Source organism: Mesorhizobium kowhaii, assembly GCF_003253745.1.
In the GTDB taxonomy this organism is placed as follows: Bacteria; Pseudomonadota; Alphaproteobacteria; order Rhizobiales; family Rhizobiaceae; genus Mesorhizobium; species Mesorhizobium kowhaii.
Genome location: NZ_MZXV01000013.1, coordinates 1 through 17,391 on the forward strand (window position 1 = coordinate 1; position 17,391 = coordinate 17,391).

Genomic DNA, 17,391 nt, shown 5'->3' on the forward strand with positions numbered 1-17,391 from the left:
CGTCGCGACAGCCCCTCCCGCTCAACCGACGCAACAACCCGTTCGCGAAGATCCATCGAATAAGGCTTGCCCATCCTTACCAACCTCCTTGCCTAGCAAGAAGGTTGAATCAGATTTGCCACCCTAGGGGAATCCCTTCGATTCAGCCTCAATTCATCCCGCTCTAGCCGCAAGATCCTCGAATTGCCCTATTCGATAAGCCCCAGCCGCAATGCCTTCGCCACGGCCTGGTTGCGGTTGACGGCGTTGAGTTTCTGGGTGGATTGGGTCAGATACTGGTTGGCGGTATGCACCGAAAGCTTCAGCAGCCGTGCGATCTCCTCGCTGGTGTTGCCATTGGCGGTCAGCTTCAGGCATTCGAGCTCGCGCTTGGAGATCGTGCGCATGCGGCCGGTATCGCTCGGGCGGATGCGGGCGACAGCGGCGAACAGCGAAAAGCAACGGGCGTGGATCTCGTAGAGCGCGTCCTGCGGCAGGACGATCTCGGACCCCAGGAAGACAACAAGGCCGCATTGCCCACGATCGGCATGGACGGGGAAGGCGATGCCGCTCGTGCCAGGCGCCAGCGGCGCCATCTGCTCGGTCCAGGCGAGATTGCCGAACGTCTCCGCCATGGCGGCGACGCCATCGTCCGTCCACCAGCGCGGCTCCGTCGAGTTGCGGGTGTGGCGCACGATCTCCTCGCCATTGGCGCCCGAAATGAACTTGGTCGCCACCGCAATGCCGGGATAGTCGGAATCGAGGCAAGGGACGAGCCGTGCCCGTTCAGGCGACGGGCTGACGAAGAACAGGCCGAAGGCCGAGGCGTTGATGTCGACGGCGATCCAGCGGCAGCGGCGCACGGCATCTGGAATGGTGACGGCGTGATGGGTCTCGGAGCCGAGCGAGAAGGCGCCGAACGGATTGCGCTGCTCGTTGAAAAGAGCCTCGGCAGCTTCCTTGATATCGGCCTGTTTCAAATGATGCCGCTCCTGATCGCCGTGGCGATGGCCATCGCGCGGTTGCTGGCCGCGAATTTCTGGATGGCGTGGGTGATGTAGCTGTTGACGGTGTTGGAGGAGACGCCAAGGATGACGGCGACCTCGTCGGTGGTCTTGCCTTCGGAGACCCAGAACAGGCATTCGCGCTCGCGGTCCGACAGCGGATCCTGCATGGCGGCGGCGGCGATCAATTGCGGGATGTGCGAGAGCGCATAGCAGCATTTCAGCTGCGCCCGCATCAGCGCCGGCTGGTCGATGTTGCCGGCAGCCGCTGCCGAGAACAAGGCGAACAGGCGCTGGCGGCCGACATTCAGCTTGAGCGAATAGACCTCGGCATGACCGAGCACATCGAGAAGGCGGGCCTCCTCGCCGGTGACCAATCCGTCTGTCTCGGGCGCCTGGGATGCCACCAGCGGTCTCGGGCGGATACCGGGCGCGACGGTGAGCGCACCTTGTGCAAGCCCGGCGATCAGCCGTTTGCCGATCAGCTCGATGGCGTCGAAAATCCAGTTGGACGAGACGATGCGCGCATCGTTGCGGTCCTGATCGTGGACAATGGCGACCAGCATGTAGCTGTCGGCGCCGATCTCGGCGGTCAGCTGCATGAAAAAGCTTGTGAGATCACCGCGCGACGTCAGGCGCGAGCCCAATGTATCGGATTGAAGAAGCGCGGCGGGACTGCTCATTCTTGTTGCTTTTGGCCGGAATCGTTTCTGCTGTCCGGATGCTGGTGCCAGCCGCCGAACCCGAATACGCATTACTTTGACGAAGACACACGCGTGGCGCAGGGCTGCGCCAACCAGATCCGAATCCATTCAGGGAACGCGAAGCCGTCCGCGTCTGATGCCGGAAAACTCCGGAACAAGAGACTTTGGGTGGTTGCCGCGCCCCCCAAGGACCGGCTGATTCGGGTCTAATCTACCCGCAGTTGAATCTGACATCAAACGCGATTTGACAAAATCGAATCCGGTGGACTCACGTGCGACTCAGAGGCGGACTCCCAAGCCCTTTCACCGCCCTTGGGTCGCGGAAACGCCGACACGAAAAAGCCAGACGTTGTTGTTATCTTGCCGTATCGAGGGCCAATCGATTCCGATAGGTTTCCGCTGACCTGCAGGGATGGGCGTCCCTTCGGTCGGACTGGGCGAGATGGGCAGCGCCTGTTCGCGGCCATCGGCATGGGGGGTGATCATGAAGCGGGTTTTCCTGGCGTTCACGGTGGCGCTTGCGGTTTTGAACGGTGTGTGGGCGGCAGCCCCCGCGCAAATCCACGCCGACTGATCGGTTACATGCCCGGCCGCCGGCCGCGCGTAAATCTTGGCACTGTTGGTTTCGGGGGAAACGATGAGCGATTCATTTCGGGAAGTTACATCCGTCTCGTGGTTCGGGCGGATCAAGCGCGCGGTCGGCGGGGTTATCTTCGGCCTGCTGCTGATCGTGCTCATGGTGATCGGCCTGTTCTGGAACGAGGGCCGCGCGGTGCAGACGGCACGCTCTTTGGCCGAAGGTGCCGGCGCTGTGGTTTCTATCGACGCGGGTAGCGTCGATGCCGCCAATGACAGCAAGCTGGTGCATGTCAGCGGGCCGGTGACGGCGGACAGCGGCTTGTCCGACCCGGATTTCGGTATCGCGGCGCAAGGGCTGCGACTTTCGCGCGACGTCGAGATGTATCAGTGGAAGGAAGAGTCCAAATCCGAGACCACCAAGAAACTTGGCGGCGGCGAAGAGACGGTGACCACCTACAGCTATTCGAAGGTATGGGACGACAGCCAGATCGACTCGTCGGATTTCAAGAAGCCGGACGGCCACCAGAATCCACCGATGGCGATCCACAGCCGGACTTTCCAGATTCCGGAAGGCAAGCTTGGCGCTTTCACGCTCGACACGCCCGTGCTCGATCGTATCGAAGGTGACAAGGATTATTCGCTGTCGGCCAATCAGTCGGCCGCGATAAAGGCTGCCTATACCGGCACCAGGCCGCTCGGCATCGTCGACGGCAAGATCTATCTCGGTGCCGACACGACAGCGCCAGCGCTGGGCGACTACCGCATCGGCTACGAACTGGCGCCGCTAGGCGTGGTCAGCATCGTGGCGCGCCAGGCCGGCAGCCGGTTCGAACCTTACCAGACGTTGGCCGGCGACGAATTGCTGATGGTCGACCCCGGCACTGTCCCGGCCGACAAGATGTTCGCCGAAGCGGTCTCCGAGAACACGCTGATCACCTGGCTGCTGCGCGCCGCCGGCCTGCTGCTGCTGACCATCGGCTTTGCCTTGTTCCTCAGCCCGATCGGCGTGATCCTCGACGTCATCCCGTTCCTCGGCAGCATGGCGCGGATGGGGACCGGCATCATCGCCTTTTTCCTGGCGATCCTGGTCGGCACGACGACGATCGCCATCGCCTGGTTCTGGTATCGGCCGGTGCTGGCGGTGGGCATCCTGGCAGCCGGCGTCGTCGCGGCGGCGGTGGTCTACTATCTCGGCCGCTCACGCAAGGCAGCTGCAGCAGCGGTCGTGCCGGGCACCGGCAACGCGACCTGATCGCGAGAGCCGGGCAGCAACGCTGCCCGGTCCCCCGTCTTGCTTATGCCTGTCGTTGCCCCAAAACCGCTGCACGCTCTTGGGCGACAGGTGTTTATCTGCCCTCGAAACCGGTCAGCACGCCGACGGCATTGACGCCGATCTCCTCGACGGCGTAGCCGCCTTCCATGACGAACAGTGTCGGCAGGCCAAGCTTCGCGATGCGGCGGCCGATCTTGGGATAGTCTGATGTCTTCAGCTTGAACTGGCTGATCGGGTCCTTCTCGAAAGTGTCGACGCCGAGCGAGACGACGACGACGTCCGGCGCGTAAGCGGCAAGCCTGGCGCAGGCATCTTCAAGCGAGGCATTCCAGGCGTCCCAGCCGGTGCCGACGGGCATCGGATAGTTGATGTTGAAGCCTTCGCCTTGGCCTTCGCCGCGTTCGTCGGCATGGCCGAGGAAGAAGGGATATTCGACCATCGGATCGCCATGCAGATTGAGGACCTGCACGTCGGCGCGGTCATAGAAGATCTCCTGCGTGCCGTTGCCATGATGGTAGTCGACATCGAGGATGGACACACGGCTGGCGCCCTGGTCGCGGAACCATTGCGTGGCGACGGCGGCGTTGTTGATGAAGCAATAGCCGCCCATGAATCCTGCTCCCGCATGATGGCCGGGCGGGCGGCAGAGCGCGAAGGCTGATGCCTCACCGCCCTTGACCAGGCCGGCGGCGGTCAGCGCCACGTCATAGGACGACTTGATCGCGGCCCATGTGCCTTCGACGAAGGTGGCGCCGGCATCGAAGGAATAGTAACCGAGCAGGGCGTCGATACGCTTTGGCGGCACGTCGCCGCGCAGGCCGCGCGTCGGCCATGTGAACGGCATCGCCGAGCCCTTGAAACCGGCTTCCGTCCATTGCGGCCAGACCGTCGGCAGGAAGTCGATGTAGTCGGCCTTGTGGACGCGCTTGGCGGCGGCAAGTTCGTGCTCAAGCGGCGGGACGATCGGACCCAGTTTCTCGCTTTCGACCCGCCCCCTGATGAATTCGGCCCGCGAAGGCTTTTCGAAACCCGGCACGATGGCGCTTGTGACAAGTTCCATTTGGCCAGCATGGCCAGCATGAAGCGGCGAATAGACAGTCTTCATAGAATTCCTCTCGAAGTGCGAAATCAGTCAAGATCGAGATAGGGGCTCACCAGAGCGAGCCACATAGTTTCCACATCGTCTTCGATGAGGTCGAACGTCCTGCGATCTTTTTTCAGCCCCACAAGCCGGCAGACGTGCCCGACCTCCATCATCACCACGCCGAGCCGGCCGGCGATCTTGTCTTCAAGAGCCGGGTTCACATGCTGCAGCCATGCGGCGTAGAGGGCGATGATCTGGTCGTCATATTCGTTCTGGATCGGCCTGAGGTCGGCGTTGCCTGAAATAGCCTCGATCACCGGCATCAGGCTGGCGTTTTCGAGATAGAGCCTGGACGTGTCGATGAAGAGCTTGCGCACTTCCTGCCGAAACTCTTCGCGGTTGGTGGGCGGGGCGACCTTGATGCGCTTCGCGATCACCTCGGGAAAGGATGACAGCCAGCGCCGGGCGAGGTCCAGAAGAATGGCTTCCTTGTTGGGAAAGTATTGGTAGACCGAACCGACCGACAAGCCTGCGCGCTGCGCAATGGCGAGCGTCGTCGGCGTCTTGGTTCCTTGCTCCCGCGTCAAGATCAGGGCCGCGTCCAGAATCCTGTCGACCACCTTGCTCGACCGTTGTTGTCGCGGCTGCTTGCGCGGTTCGAGCGCTATCCTGGTTTTGCGGTCGAGACTGCGCTTCACTGCCTGATGTCCCCGTTCCCCGCCCGGTCCCAACACATGCGCAGGGTGTTGTCCACAATACATTCCAAATTCCGCATGTTGACAAACGCGAATAATTAGTCGCATTCTTTATCCACGCTGTCCTTAGGGATAACAAGGGGAATTTCGAAGACAGCGCGCTGGCATCATTTTTTTGTCCCATAGCGCCGCTCCAGTGGAGTGGCCGGTCGTGAGCACAGGGTTGTCGGTCTCAGTCAGTCGTCAAAAGCGCGGAGTCGCGATGTCTGTCACGGGTGCGGGTCATAATGCTGATCTGATCGTCATCAACGGTCGTGTTCTGACCATGGACGATGGCAATCCCGCCACCGAGGCTGTTGCCGTCAAGGACGGCGCCATCATCGCCATTGGCAGCCGCGCCTCCATCGAAGAGCTCAAGGGACCGGCCACCAAGATCATCGACGCCAAGGGCGGTTCAGTGATCCCGGGCTTCATCGAAGCCCACATGCATCTGTTTTCAGGCGGGGCTGAACTTGCTCACCTCCAGCTCACGGGTATTCACGGGTTCGAGGCGCTGCAAAAGGCGATCCGCGATTATGCGCCAACGCGGCCGGATGCGAAAATGCTGGTCGGGCAGGGCGTCGACTACACCGTGCTCGGCAGCGAGCGGGTGACGCGTCACCATCTCGACGCCATTTTGCCCGATCGCCCCTTCTGCATGGCGGCGCCCGACCATCACACAATGTGGGCCAACACCCGGGCGCTGGAAATGGCCGGCATCCTGCATGGGTGTACGCTCGGCCCGGGCAACGAGATCGTCATGGGCGATGATGGTCTGGCTGGCGGCGAATTGCGCGAGGGCGAAGCGTTCGGTCCGGTGCTTGACCTTGCCGGCGAAAGCCGGGTGCGGCTGGGCCTGGCCACCGGCGGCGAGCCGGACCCGATGCCGACCGCGGCCGAGCGGGCCGCCGACCGCGATATCATGCGGCGCGGGCTGGCCTGGTGCGCGCGCCATGGCATCACCTCGATCCAGAACATGGACGGCAATCTCTATCAGCTTGAGCTGCTGGCCGAGATCGAAGCCGAGGAAGGGCTGCCCTGCCGCGTGCAGATACCGTTCCACTACAAGAATTTCATGACGCTCGACATGCTCGACAAGGCGTCCGACATGGCCGAGCGCTACAACAGCGAGTGGCTGTCGTCGGGCATGGTCAAGGTGTTCTACGACGGGGTGCTCGATTCCTGGACGGCTGTCATGGTCGAGCCCTATGCCGACCGTCCCGACTGGGTGGGCGAGCCGCTGTTCACGCCGCAACAATTCATCGATCTGGCTGTCGCTGTCGACAGACGCGGGCTGCAGATCGCCGTGCATTCGATCGGCGACGGCGCCGTGCGGGCTGTCCTTGACGGCTATGAGGCGGCACAGAAAGCCAACGGCAAGCGCGACAGCCGCCACCGGATTGAGCACATCGAGGTCACCACCACCGCCGACGTTCCGCGTTTCGCCGAACTCGGCGTCATCGCCTCCATGCAGCCGCCGCACCCGCCTGGCGCCATGGATTTTCCACTGGAGCCAACCATATCGCGCATCGGGCCGGCCCGTTGGCCGTTGAGCTATGCCTGGCGGACCTTGAAGGATGCCGGCGCGCGTGTCGTCTTCGCGTCGGACTGGCCGGTGTCGCCGGTCGATCCGATCCTGGGCATTCAGGCGGCAGTGTTGCGCAAGCCGTGGGCAGAAGGCGACCCGGACCAGAGTTTCTCGCTGCATGAATCCCTCGCCGGTTACACCGTCGAAGGCGCCTATGCCGAGTTCGCCGAGCACCGCAAAGGCTTGATAAGACCCGGCTACATGGCCGATCTGGTGGTGCTCTCGGCCGATATCGAGGCGACCGCGCCGGAGGCGTTGCACAAGGTGCATCCGGTGACGACGATCTGTGGCGGCAAGCTTACCTATCAGGCCTGACGATGGCATGAGGCTTGCTAGCCAAAACTACGAATTGAACTGTGATTCAATGCCGGGCTTGCCAACATACCGGCCTTGTGTTCACATCAAACAGGGGACAACTCCGCCAGCAAGAGCGGGGTCAACAGTGAGGCGTAATCGTGCCGGACAAACCGGATCGGAATGCGATTGAAGTTGTCAAAGTAAGCAAAATTTTCGGATCAGGAGAGGGGCAAGTCGCTGCCCTCGACACGGTCTCAGTATCCATCCGCGAGAATGAGTTCTTCACGCTGCTCGGCCCGTCCGGCTGTGGAAAGACGACGTTACTGCGGCTGATTGCCGGCTTCGACTTTCCAACCGCCGGCGAAATCCTGCTCTATGGCCAGGACATCGCGCCGTTGCCGCCGTTCAAACGGCCGGTCAACACCGTCTTCCAGTCCTATGCGCTGTTTCCGCACATGACGGTCGCCGAGAATATCGGCTTTGGCCTAGAGATGCTGGGCAAACCGAAGGCCGAGATCAAGGCGCGCGTCGACGCGATGTTGAAGCTGGTCAAGATGGAAGCGCTCAGCGCGCGCCGCACCAGCCAGATCTCCGGCGGCCAGCAGCAGCGCGTGGCGCTGGCTCGCGCCTTGGCGCCGCAGCCCAAGGTGCTGTTGCTCGATGAGCCGCTCTCCGCGCTCGACTACAAGCTGCGCAAGGAAATGCAGATCGAACTGAAGCGGCTGCAGCACGAGACCGGTATCACCTTCATCTTCGTCACCCACGACCAGGAAGAAGCGCTGACCATGTCGGACCGCATCGCGGTGATGTCGTCGGGCAAGATCCTGCAGGTCGGCTCGCCGCGCGACATCTATGACCGGCCGTCGGAACGCTTCGTCGCCGATTTCATCGGCGAGTCGAACTTCCTCAAGGCTGAGGTGGTTGGTGTCTCGGGAGGCCGGGCAACGGTAAAACTGTCGTCGGGCACGGAAATCCCGGCCTCGCTGCCGGAGGGCCTGGTTCCCCAGGGCAAGGTTACCATCGTCGTGCGCCCCGAACATGCGCAGTTGAGCGCCGCCAACTCCGGCGCTTCGCTGTCGGGCATGGTCGAGAACATCGTCTATCTCGGTACCGACACGCATTTCCATCTGCGCCTTGCCGATGGTGAGCCCTTCATCGTGCGGCGCCAGAACAGTCGCGGCACCGGCGACGGAATCGTCCAGGGCGGCAAGGTCGGCATCCTGATTGGCGGCGACGCCGCTCAGGTCTTGAAGGACTGACGATGGCGACCGCAGAGGAAGTCGCCAAGGCAGCGGAACGGCGCGATATCCGTGACCGCTGGCTTTTGTCAGCGCCCGCGCTGTTGATCATTTTTCTCGCCGCGACCGGCCCGTTGCTGATCGTGCTCGTCTATTCGTTCCTGACGCCAGGTTCCTATGGTGACGTGAAGTGGCAATTCTCGCCGGAAGCCTGGATAGCGGTGTTTCTAGAGCGCGATATCTTTGACGACACGCTTTCCGTTGCCGCCGCCCACGTCACCATCTTCCTGCGCTCGATCAAGCTTGCGGTGGTGACGACAATCGCCACGTTGGCGCTTGGCTTCCCGACCGCCTATTTCATGGCGACGCGCAGCGAAAAGACCCGCGATCTCTGGCTGTTCCTGATCACCATACCGTTCTGGACCAACCTTCTGATCCGCACCTTCGCGGTGCTGCAGATCATCCGCAACGAAGGCATCATCAACACGATCCTGCTCAAGCTCGGCATCATCTCGTCGCCGATCCAGATTCTCTACACCGATACGGCGATCCTGATCGGCATGGCCTATGTCTACCTGCCGCTGATGGTGCTGCCGATCTACGCCAGCATGGAAAAGCTCGATTTCCGGCTGGTCGAGGCGGGCTATGACCTCTACGCGACACGCTTCAAGGTGCTGCGGAAGATCATTTTCCCGCTGGTCAAACCCGGCGTCATCGCCGGCTCCATCCTGGTCTTCATTCCGGCACTCGGCGCCTATGTGACGCCAAGCGTGCTTGGCGGCGGCAAGAACATGATGCTGTCCAACCTGATCGAATTGCAGTTCGGACAAGGCCGCAACTGGCCACTTGGCTCGGCGCTGTCGATCGCGGTCATGATCATCGTCATGGTGGCGCTGCTTGCCTATGTGCGCAACGCCGGCAAGTCGGGGGTGCGTCATGGCTAATCGCTTTTCCATCAAGCATCAGCCGGGTTTCACGACGATCGCCGCGACCTGCTTTATCGTGCTCTACCTGCCGATCGTCGTGCTGGTCATCTACGCCTTCAACGCCGCGACATCGACCTCCGAATGGGGCGGCTTCTCGTTCAAATGGTTCCAGTCGGCGTGGCAAAACACCCAGGTCATCGATGCGACACTGCGCTCGTTCCAGATCGGCGCCATCGCGGCGATGTTCTCGACCATCTTCGCCACCATGGCCGCGCTCGCCACGACACGCACGGCCCCCTATCCGGGTCTGACGTTCAAATACGCGGCGATCAACCAGCCGCTGATGGTGCCCGAGATCGTCACCGGCGTGGCGCTGCTGATCTTCTTCTCGCGCATCAAGATATTCACCGGTTACTCCGGCCTTGGTTACCTGATCGCCGCGCACACGGCTTTCTGCATTCCTTTCGCCTATCTGCCGATCCGGGCGCGGCTCGAGAACATGGACCTGACGCTGGAGCGTGCCGCCGCTGATCTTTATGCGACGCCGTGGCGAACCTTCAGGCGCATCACGCTGCCGCTGCTGTGGCCCGGCATTCTGGCCGGACTGATGCTGGCCTTCGTCATCTCGCTCGACGATGTTGTCATCACGGAATTCGTCAAATCGGGCGGCCAGGATACGCTACCCACCTACATGCTCGGCCAGATACGCCGCGGCATAACACCTGAGATAAACGCGATATCGACCGTGTTCCTGCTCTTGTCGGTCGCTATCGTGACGTTGTTCTTCTTCATCAGCAGGAAACGCGACTAAATCTGAAAAATGGGAGTTAACACCATGAACTGGAAGACAACAGCGACCGCCATGGGGTTGGCGCTGCTCGCATCGACGAGCCTGGCTCGCGCCGATGGCGAACTGAACATCTACAATTGGGGCAACTACACCAGCCCCGACGTGATCAAGAAGTTCGAAGCGAAATACAACATCAAGGTGACCATCACCGACTACGATTCCAACGACACCGCACTTGCCAAGGTTCGCCAGGGCGGCACCGGTTTCGACATCGCGGTTCCGTCACAGACCTACGTGCCGATCTGGATCAAGGAAGGCCTCGTTCTGGAGACCGATCCGGGCAAGATGGAGAACTTCAAGAATGTCGCGCCGGAATGGGCCAATCCCGATTTCGACCCGGGCCGCAAATATTCGGTGCCGTGGGCTTTGGGCACGGTCGGCGTGGTCGTCAACACCGACGCCTACAAGGGACCGGCCGACAGCTGGGGCATCATCTTCAACACACCCGACGAGCTGAAGGGCAAGGTCAATGTCGTTCCCGAAATGAACGACGTGATCTTCGCCGCGATCAAGTATGTCGGCGGCCAGCAGTGCACCACCGACAAGGAAGTGCTGAAGAAGGTGCGCGACACGCTTGTCGCGGCCAAGCCGAACTGGATCGCGATGGAGTACAACACCATCGAAAAGATGGGCGCCGGCGATTTCAAGGCGACCAGCGACTGGAACGGATCGGCGCTGCGCCAGCGGCTGGCCAACCCGGCCATCCACTACAACTATCCGAAAGAAGGCTTTGGCCTGTGGAGCGACAATGTGGTCGTTCTGAAGGAAGCCAAGAATGTCGAGAACGCCAAGCTGTTCCAGAACTTCATCATGGATCCGGAAAACGCAGCAGGTCTCTCGGCTTTTCACCGCTACGCCAACGCCATCACCGGATCGGACAAGTACATGCCTGCCGACATGAAGGATGCACCGGAAGTTGTCATTCCGGCGGCCGACAAGCCGCATGCCGAGTTGCAGCAGATGTGTGCTCCGGAAATCCAGGAGATCTACACCAAGATCTGGACCGAACTGCAGAAGTAACTGCGTTCGACGGACCCGGCGGCACACGCCGCCGGGTCCGTTTTGATGTTCACCGGGGCCTGGCTTTCATGGAATCCTATCGCAATTCCGATCCGCGGCCGCCGATCATGCAGGGCTCGCCGCCCGCCATGGTGCTGCCCAAGCTCGACTGGGACCGGCCGCCGTGGAACCGCTGGGCGTTCCAGCATATCCGCGAATTCCTGCCGACCGCCGAAGTCTGGCGCGGCAATGGCCATCGCCACCGTTTCGACCGCGCCGAGGTCGATCTCGACGGGCTGGCGGTCGAAGACAGCACGGGGGCGCCGACGACGCTCGCCGGGCTGCTCGACGAGACCTATACGGACGGCTTCCTGGTGCTCAAGGACGGCAGGATAGCCTATGAGCGCTATTTCAACGGCATGGGCGAGCGGTCGCTGCATCTGTCGCAATCGATGGCGAAATCGGTCACCGGCTCGGTGTTCGGCATATTGGTCGGCCGCGGCCTGATCGGTCCGGCCAGGCCGGTGACCGACTACCTGCCGGAACTCAGCGTCACCGGATGGGCGGGAGCTAGCGTCCAGCACGTGCTCGACATGACGAGCGGGGTGCGTTTTTCCGAGGCGTATACCGACCGTTATTCGGACATCGGTCAGGTCGATGTCGCGACCGGCTGGAAACCGGTGCCGCCGGGCAGCGATCCGGCCTTTCGTTGGCCCTCGCACATGTTCGATCTGATCCTCGGCCTCACGGAAACGATCCGCCCGCATGGTGCTGCCTTCGAATATCGCTCGATCGAGACCGATGTGCTCGCCTTCATCATGGAGCGGGTAACGGGCAAGCGTCTACCGCAGCTGGTTTCGGAAGAGCTCTGGCAAAAGCTCGGCGCTGATGAAAGCGCCTGTTTCACCGTCGACAGCGCCGGCTATGCGGTCGCCGATGGCGGCTTCAACGCGACGCTGCGCGACTATGGCCGCTTCGGCCAGTTGATCCTCGACAATGGCGGCGGCGTGGTGCCGGCCGACTGGATCGAGGCGACGCGCAACGGCAGGCACGGCCCCGACTTCAATCCCAGCCTGCCCGAAGGCAGCTACCGCAACCAGTTCTGGATCGAGGATCCGCGCTCGCGCGCTCTGATGTGCCGGGGCGTGTTCGGACAGATGATCCACATCGACTGGAACACCCGGATGGTCGTGGTGAAGCTTTCGACCTTTCCGGATTTCAGCAATGTCGGCTATTCGGTGGCGACGGTGAAGGCCGTGCACACCATCGCCGCCGCGCTCGACTGAGAGGCTGTTTGGAAACTCACTCCAGCGGCCATCTAGCGGCGTTTTCTGCACTTCCGGTGCTCACGGACCCGAATGTCCGCTCCGCTCCGGTTCTCGAAACCACCGCCATATGACTCACCGGAGCGAGTTTCGAAACAGCCTCTAAGAAACCCAAAGAAGACTTGGAAGGAAGCGCCATGACCGGCAAGACCGCGTTCGAGACCCGATACGGCTTCCGTCGCAATGAGGTGCTGCTCGCCAACTGGCGCGAAAACCCGTTCAACCGGTGGTCGTTCCAGAATCTCGGCGAACTGGTGCCGACGGCGCCCGTGGCGGCAGCGCCTGATGGTGTCGAGGCGCCGGTGCGGGATATCAGCGGCCTGCTCGGTGACAAAATTACGATCGCCAGTGCGCCGGAGACGGTGGCTGAATTTCTCGCCCGCTCGAGCACCGACGCGCTGACGGTGATGAAGGGCGGCAAGGTCATCGGCGACTGGTTTGCGCCGCATATGGATTTCGGCGCCCGCCACATCATCTTTTCGATCAGCAAGTCGCTGACCGCCATCGTCGCCGGCATACTGGAAGGCGAGGGGGTGTTCGACCCGGAAGCGCCGGTGGCGGCCTACATCCCGGAAGCCGTCGGTTCGGTCTATGGCGATGCCAGCGTGCGGCACGTGCTCGACATGAGTGTCAGTCTCGATTTCGAGGAAGCCTATCTCGATCCGGAAAGTGCCTTTGCCCGTTATCGCCGGGCGACATTGTGGAACCCGGGCGGCGGCACCGAAAGCCTGCGCGAATTCATCCTGACCTTGCAGCGCCTTGCCGAGCCGCATGGCCAGACCTTCCGCTACCGCTCGCCCAATTCCGACCTGCTCGGCATCCTGCTCGAGCGCGCCTCCGGCCAGCGTTTCACCGACCTGATGCGCGAGAAGCTGTGGCTGCCGCTTGGCGCCGTCAGCGAAGCCTCGATCGGCGTCGACATGGAGGGCACGGCGCGCACCGCCGGCGGCATTTCGGTGACGCCACGCGACCTCGCGCGTGTCGGCGAGATGATGCGGCAAGGCGGCATGGCCAATGGCCGGCGCATCGTGCCCGAAGCCTGGGTGCGCGACACCACCAGCACCGGCGGCAGCACGGATGCCTGGCAGCGCGGCGCGATGCTGCCGCTGTTTCCCAAGGGTCGTTATCGCAACAAATGGTACCAGACGGGTCTGCCGAGCGGCGCCTATTGCGGCATCGGCATCCACGGCCAATGGCTCTATGTCGATCCGAGGACCGAAGTGGTGATCGCCAAGATGTCGTCGCAGCCGGAGCCGGTCAACGATCCGCTCGATATCGAGATCGTCGCCTTCCTCGACGCGCTGAGCCGGATGGTCTGATCCTTCCCAAGCCGCCACAATAGCGCGCGAGCGCGTGCTTTCCTGTGGACCCGCCGGGCTGATGAAAACGCGGCGGTTGGCGGACTGAATGTCTGCGCCTATGGTCGCCGCTCTTTTCGACGAGAGCAGGAACGACATGGCATCCGACATCAAGCGCATTGCAGCCATCATCGCGGCCGAGATCACCGCGCGGCCCGAACAGGCGGCGGCGGCGATCGAACTGCTCGACGAGGGCGCGACGGTGCCGTTCGTGGCGCGCTACCGCAAGGAAGTGACGGGCGGGCTGGACGACACGCAATTGCGCCTGCTTTCGGAGCGTCTCGTCTATCTGCGCGAGCTCGATGCGCGCCGCGACACCATCCTTGGTTCCATCCGCGAGCAGGGCAAGCTGACCGACGAGCTTGAAGGCAAGATCACCGCCGCCACCACCAAGGCGGAGCTGGAAGATATCTATCTGCCCTACAAGCCCAAGCGACGGACCAAAGCCGAGATCGCCAGGGAGCGCGGGCTGGGGCCGCTGGCCGAAGCCATCCTCGCCGACCGTTCGCTGGTCCCGGCCGAACTGGCGCTGGCCTATGTCACCGAAGAGGTAGCCGACGCCAAGGCAGCACTCGAAGGCGCGCGCGACATCCTGTCGGAACAGTTCGCCGAGAATGCCGACCTGGTCGGCAAATTGCGCACCTACATGAAGGAACGCGCCTTCATGCGAGCCCGGGTTGTCGACGGCAAACAGGAGGCCGGCGCGAAATTCTCCGATTATTTCGACCATGTCGAGCGCTGGGCAAATGTGCCGAGCCATCGCGCGCTGGCGATGCTGCGCGGCCGCAACGAGGAAGTGCTGTCGCTCGACATCGAGGTCGATGCCGACGACACGTCACCGGTGAAGCCGGTCGAGCGGATGATCGCCAACGCCTATGCCATCGGCGGCAGCCTGCCGGGCGACCGCTGGCTGATGGAGGTGGCGGGCTGGACCTGGCGCATAAAACTCTCGCTGCACCTGACGCTCGACCTGATGCGGGATCTGCGCGAGCGGGCGGAAGAGGAAGCAATCCACGTCTTCGCCCGCAACCTCAAGGATTTGCTGCTGGCCGCGCCCGCCGGCTCGCGCGCCACCATGGGGCTCGACCCCGGCATCCGCACCGGCGTCAAGGTGGCGGTGGTCGACGGCACCGGCAAGGTGCTGACGACGACGACCGTCTATCCGTTTCCGCCCAGGAACGATGTGCGCGGCACGCAGGCGGAGCTGGCCAAGCTCATTCGCCTGCACAAGGTAGAGCTGATTTCGATCGGCAATGGCACCGGCAGCCGCGAGACCGAAAAGCTGGTCGCCGACATGCTGTCCGATATGCCTGCGGATGGTGGGCCGAAGCCGCTCAAGGTGATCGTCAGCGAGGCCGGCGCCTCGGTCTATTCGGCATCGGCGACGGCGGCGGCGGAATTCCCCGGTCTCGACGTGTCGCTGCGTGGCGCGGTGTCGATCGCCCGACGCCTGCAGGATCCGCTGGCCGAGCTGGTCAAGATCGAGCCGAAGTCGATCGGCGTCGGCCAGTACCAGCACGATGTCGACCAGTACCGGCTTGGCCGCTCTCTGGAAGCGGTGGTCGAGGATGCGGTCAATGCCGTCGGCGTCGATCTCAATACGGCCTCGGCGCCACTGCTGGCCCGCGTTTCGGGCCTTGGCGCGTCGCTCGCCGACGCCATCGTCGCGCATCGCGACGCGACCGGCCCCTTCGCCAGCCGAAAGGATCTGCTCAAGGTGTCCCGCCTTGGACCTCGCGCGTTCGAGCAATCCGCCGGCTTCCTGCGCATTGCCAATGGCAGCGAGCCGCTCGACGCTTCGTCGGTGCATCCGGAAGCCTATGGCGTGGCCAAGAAGATCGTCGCCGCCTGCGGCCGTGACTTGCGCTCGCTGATGGGCGACAGTGCCGCGCTGAAGGCACTCGATCCGCGTGTCTTCGTCGACGAGCGTTTCGGCTTGCCGACGGTGCGCGACATCCTGGCGGAGCTGGAAAAGCCCGGCCGCGATCCGCGCCCCGGGTTCAAGACGGCGACCTTCGCCGACGGCGTCGACGACATCAAGGATTTGAAGCCCGGCATGCTGCTGGAAGGCACCGTCACCAATGTCGCTGCCTTCGGCGCCTTCGTCGATATCGGCGTGCATCAGGATGGGCTGGTGCATGTCTCGCAACTGGCCGACCGTTTCATCAAGGACGCGCATGAGGTGGTCAAGGCGGGCGACGTGGTCAAGGTGCGCGTCGTCGATGTCGACATCAAGCGCAAGCGCATCGCCCTGTCCATGCGCAAGGATGGCGGCGAGGGCGGCGCATCGAGAGGCGGGCCACGGGACACCACGGGTGGCAAGCCAGCGCCGCGTTCGTCCGCACCGCAGCGTCAGCCGGAACGGCCGGCGCAGCAAGGTGCGTTCGGCGCGGCTCTGGCCGATGCGTTGAAGCGGAAATAGCTATTCGGACAGATGCGTCAGCAGCCAGTCGCGAAAGCTGGCGACCGGCGGATGGCCGCGCTTGTCGTGCGGGACGACGAGATAGTAGGCGCTGCGGCTTTGCATCGGCTGGCCGGGTGCTGGCACCAGCTGGCCGCGCTGCAATTCGCCTGCGATGAGGATCAGCGGCAAAAGCGCCACGCCGAGCCCCGCCATGCAGGCCTGAGCGGCGGTGCCGAACTGTTCGAACTGCATGCCCGGTCCGGTCGGCGCGCTCAGGCCCTGGTGCTCGAACCATTCGGTCCAGGCGCCCGGCCGCGTCGTCATATGCAGCAGCGGCAAGCGACCGATATCGGCCGGTGCGGCGATGGCGCGGCCGGCGAGGAATTCGGGCGACACGACCGGCGCCACCGTTTCGCGCACCAAGAGCGTCGAGTCGGCCTCCGGCCAGTCCGGCAGGCCGTAGTGAATGGCGGCATCCAGCCGCTCGCGGGCGAAGTCGAAGCGGCCGACGCGAGTGACGAAGTTGATGGTGATATCGGGATTGGTTTCGACGAAATCGGGGATCATCGGCATCAGCCAGCGCGTGCCGAAGGTCGGCAAGATGGCAAGGTTCAGGATGCCACTATGCCGATTGCTCATCAATCCAAGGGCGGCGTCACGCAATTGGCCGAGCGCTGACCGCACCGCATCGGCGTAGATTTCGCCCGCCGTCGACAGCCTGACATTGCGGCTGTCGCGTTCGAACAGCCGACGGCCGAACTGATCTTCCAGCAATCTGATCTGCCGGCTGACCGCGCCCTGGGTCAGATCGAGTTCCTGGGCGGCGGCGGTGAAACTGCCGAGGCGGGCCACTGCCTCGAAGGCGGCAAGGGCGCTGATGTTGGGCAAAAGGCGGCGCTGGACACTCATGATCCATTACTATCGCTCATTGATCGGCGACGCAATTTCGTTTGATTTTTTCGGGCCGCGGGTCGATAAGCCGGGCCAAGATTTTGCTTCATGCATGTCGCAAAACCGCTGAATCTTTTGGGCGACATGCATTGATTGGG

General features: G+C 62.8%; 14 protein-coding genes. 9 read left to right on the top strand and 5 right to left on the bottom strand.

Features of this window, described 5'->3' with window-relative positions; translation table 11 throughout:
- Positions 1–188 precede the first annotated feature (188 nt).
- A complete protein-coding gene (locus tag B5V02_RS02480; protein WP_111542678.1) occupies positions 189–959 on the bottom strand; it encodes a helix-turn-helix transcriptional regulator in 771 nt (256 codons plus the stop codon).
- Positions 956–1,666, bottom strand: a complete 711-nt coding sequence (locus B5V02_RS02485; protein ID WP_111542679.1) for a helix-turn-helix transcriptional regulator — start codon at positions 1,664–1,666, stop codon at positions 956–958. The genes B5V02_RS02480 and B5V02_RS02485 overlap by 4 nt, the downstream gene beginning before the upstream one ends.
- A 658-nt stretch (positions 1,667–2,324) precedes the next feature.
- Here B5V02_RS02485 and B5V02_RS02490 point away from each other — a divergent pair.
- On the top strand, positions 2,325–3,518 hold the full coding sequence (locus B5V02_RS02490; RefSeq protein WP_111542680.1) for a TMEM43 family protein: 1,194 nt from the start codon (positions 2,325–2,327) through the stop codon (positions 3,516–3,518).
- A 94-nt stretch (positions 3,519–3,612) separates the two neighbouring features.
- On the opposite strand, the gene B5V02_RS02495 is transcribed toward B5V02_RS02490, so the two are convergent.
- Entirely contained in the window at positions 3,613–4,644 is a 1,032-nt protein-coding gene (locus B5V02_RS02495; RefSeq protein WP_111542681.1) for a histone deacetylase family protein, read from the bottom strand.
- Between the two features lie 23 nt (positions 4,645–4,667).
- Positions 4,668–5,321 (bottom strand): TetR/AcrR family transcriptional regulator, encoded by a 654-nt coding sequence (locus tag B5V02_RS02500; protein ID WP_111542682.1) that lies wholly within the window; start codon positions 5,319–5,321, stop codon positions 4,668–4,670.
- Positions 5,322–5,580: 259 nt separating this feature from the next.
- Between B5V02_RS02500 and B5V02_RS02505 the strand changes: the two genes are divergently transcribed.
- The 8 genes from B5V02_RS02505 to B5V02_RS02540 all read left to right on the top strand — a co-directional run bounded on the left by B5V02_RS02505 (position 5,581) and on the right by B5V02_RS02540 (position 16,360).
- Positions 5,581–7,260, top strand: coding sequence for an amidohydrolase (locus tag B5V02_RS02505; protein ID WP_111542683.1), 1,680 nt, complete (start codon positions 5,581–5,583; stop codon positions 7,258–7,260).
- Between the two features lie 140 nt (positions 7,261–7,400).
- A complete protein-coding gene (locus tag B5V02_RS02510; protein ID WP_111542684.1) occupies positions 7,401–8,501 on the top strand; it encodes an ABC transporter ATP-binding protein in 1,101 nt (366 codons plus the stop codon).
- Positions 8,502–8,503: 2 nt separating this feature from the next.
- Positions 8,504–9,424 (top strand): ABC transporter permease, encoded by a 921-nt coding sequence (locus tag B5V02_RS02515; RefSeq protein ID WP_111542685.1) that lies wholly within the window; start codon positions 8,504–8,506, stop codon positions 9,422–9,424.
- The gene (locus tag B5V02_RS02520; protein WP_111542686.1) at positions 9,417–10,217 is read left to right on the top strand and encodes an ABC transporter permease; all 801 of its coding nucleotides are present in this window, start codon (positions 9,417–9,419) and stop codon (positions 10,215–10,217) included. The genes B5V02_RS02515 and B5V02_RS02520 overlap by 8 nt, the downstream gene beginning before the upstream one ends.
- A gap of 24 nt (positions 10,218–10,241) precedes the next feature.
- Positions 10,242–11,276, top strand: coding sequence for an extracellular solute-binding protein (locus tag B5V02_RS02525; RefSeq protein ID WP_111542687.1), 1,035 nt, complete (start codon positions 10,242–10,244; stop codon positions 11,274–11,276).
- A 68-nt stretch (positions 11,277–11,344) separates the two neighbouring features.
- Complete coding sequence (locus tag B5V02_RS02530; RefSeq protein WP_111542688.1) at positions 11,345–12,541, top strand: serine hydrolase domain-containing protein; 1,197 nt, start codon at positions 11,345–11,347, stop codon at positions 12,539–12,541.
- Positions 12,542–12,717: 176 nt separating this feature from the next.
- Positions 12,718–13,899, top strand: a complete 1,182-nt coding sequence (locus tag B5V02_RS02535; protein ID WP_111542689.1) for a serine hydrolase domain-containing protein — start codon at positions 12,718–12,720, stop codon at positions 13,897–13,899.
- 136 nt (positions 13,900–14,035) lie between these two features.
- Positions 14,036–16,360, top strand: a complete 2,325-nt coding sequence (locus tag B5V02_RS02540) for a Tex family protein (protein ID WP_111543693.1) — start codon at positions 14,036–14,038, stop codon at positions 16,358–16,360.
- On the opposite strand, the gene B5V02_RS02545 is transcribed toward B5V02_RS02540, so the two are convergent.
- Entirely contained in the window at positions 16,361–17,251 is an 891-nt protein-coding gene (locus B5V02_RS02545) for a LysR family transcriptional regulator (RefSeq protein ID WP_111542690.1), read from the bottom strand. It abuts the gene before it with no gap.
- Between the last annotated feature and the right edge of the window lie 140 nt (positions 17,252–17,391).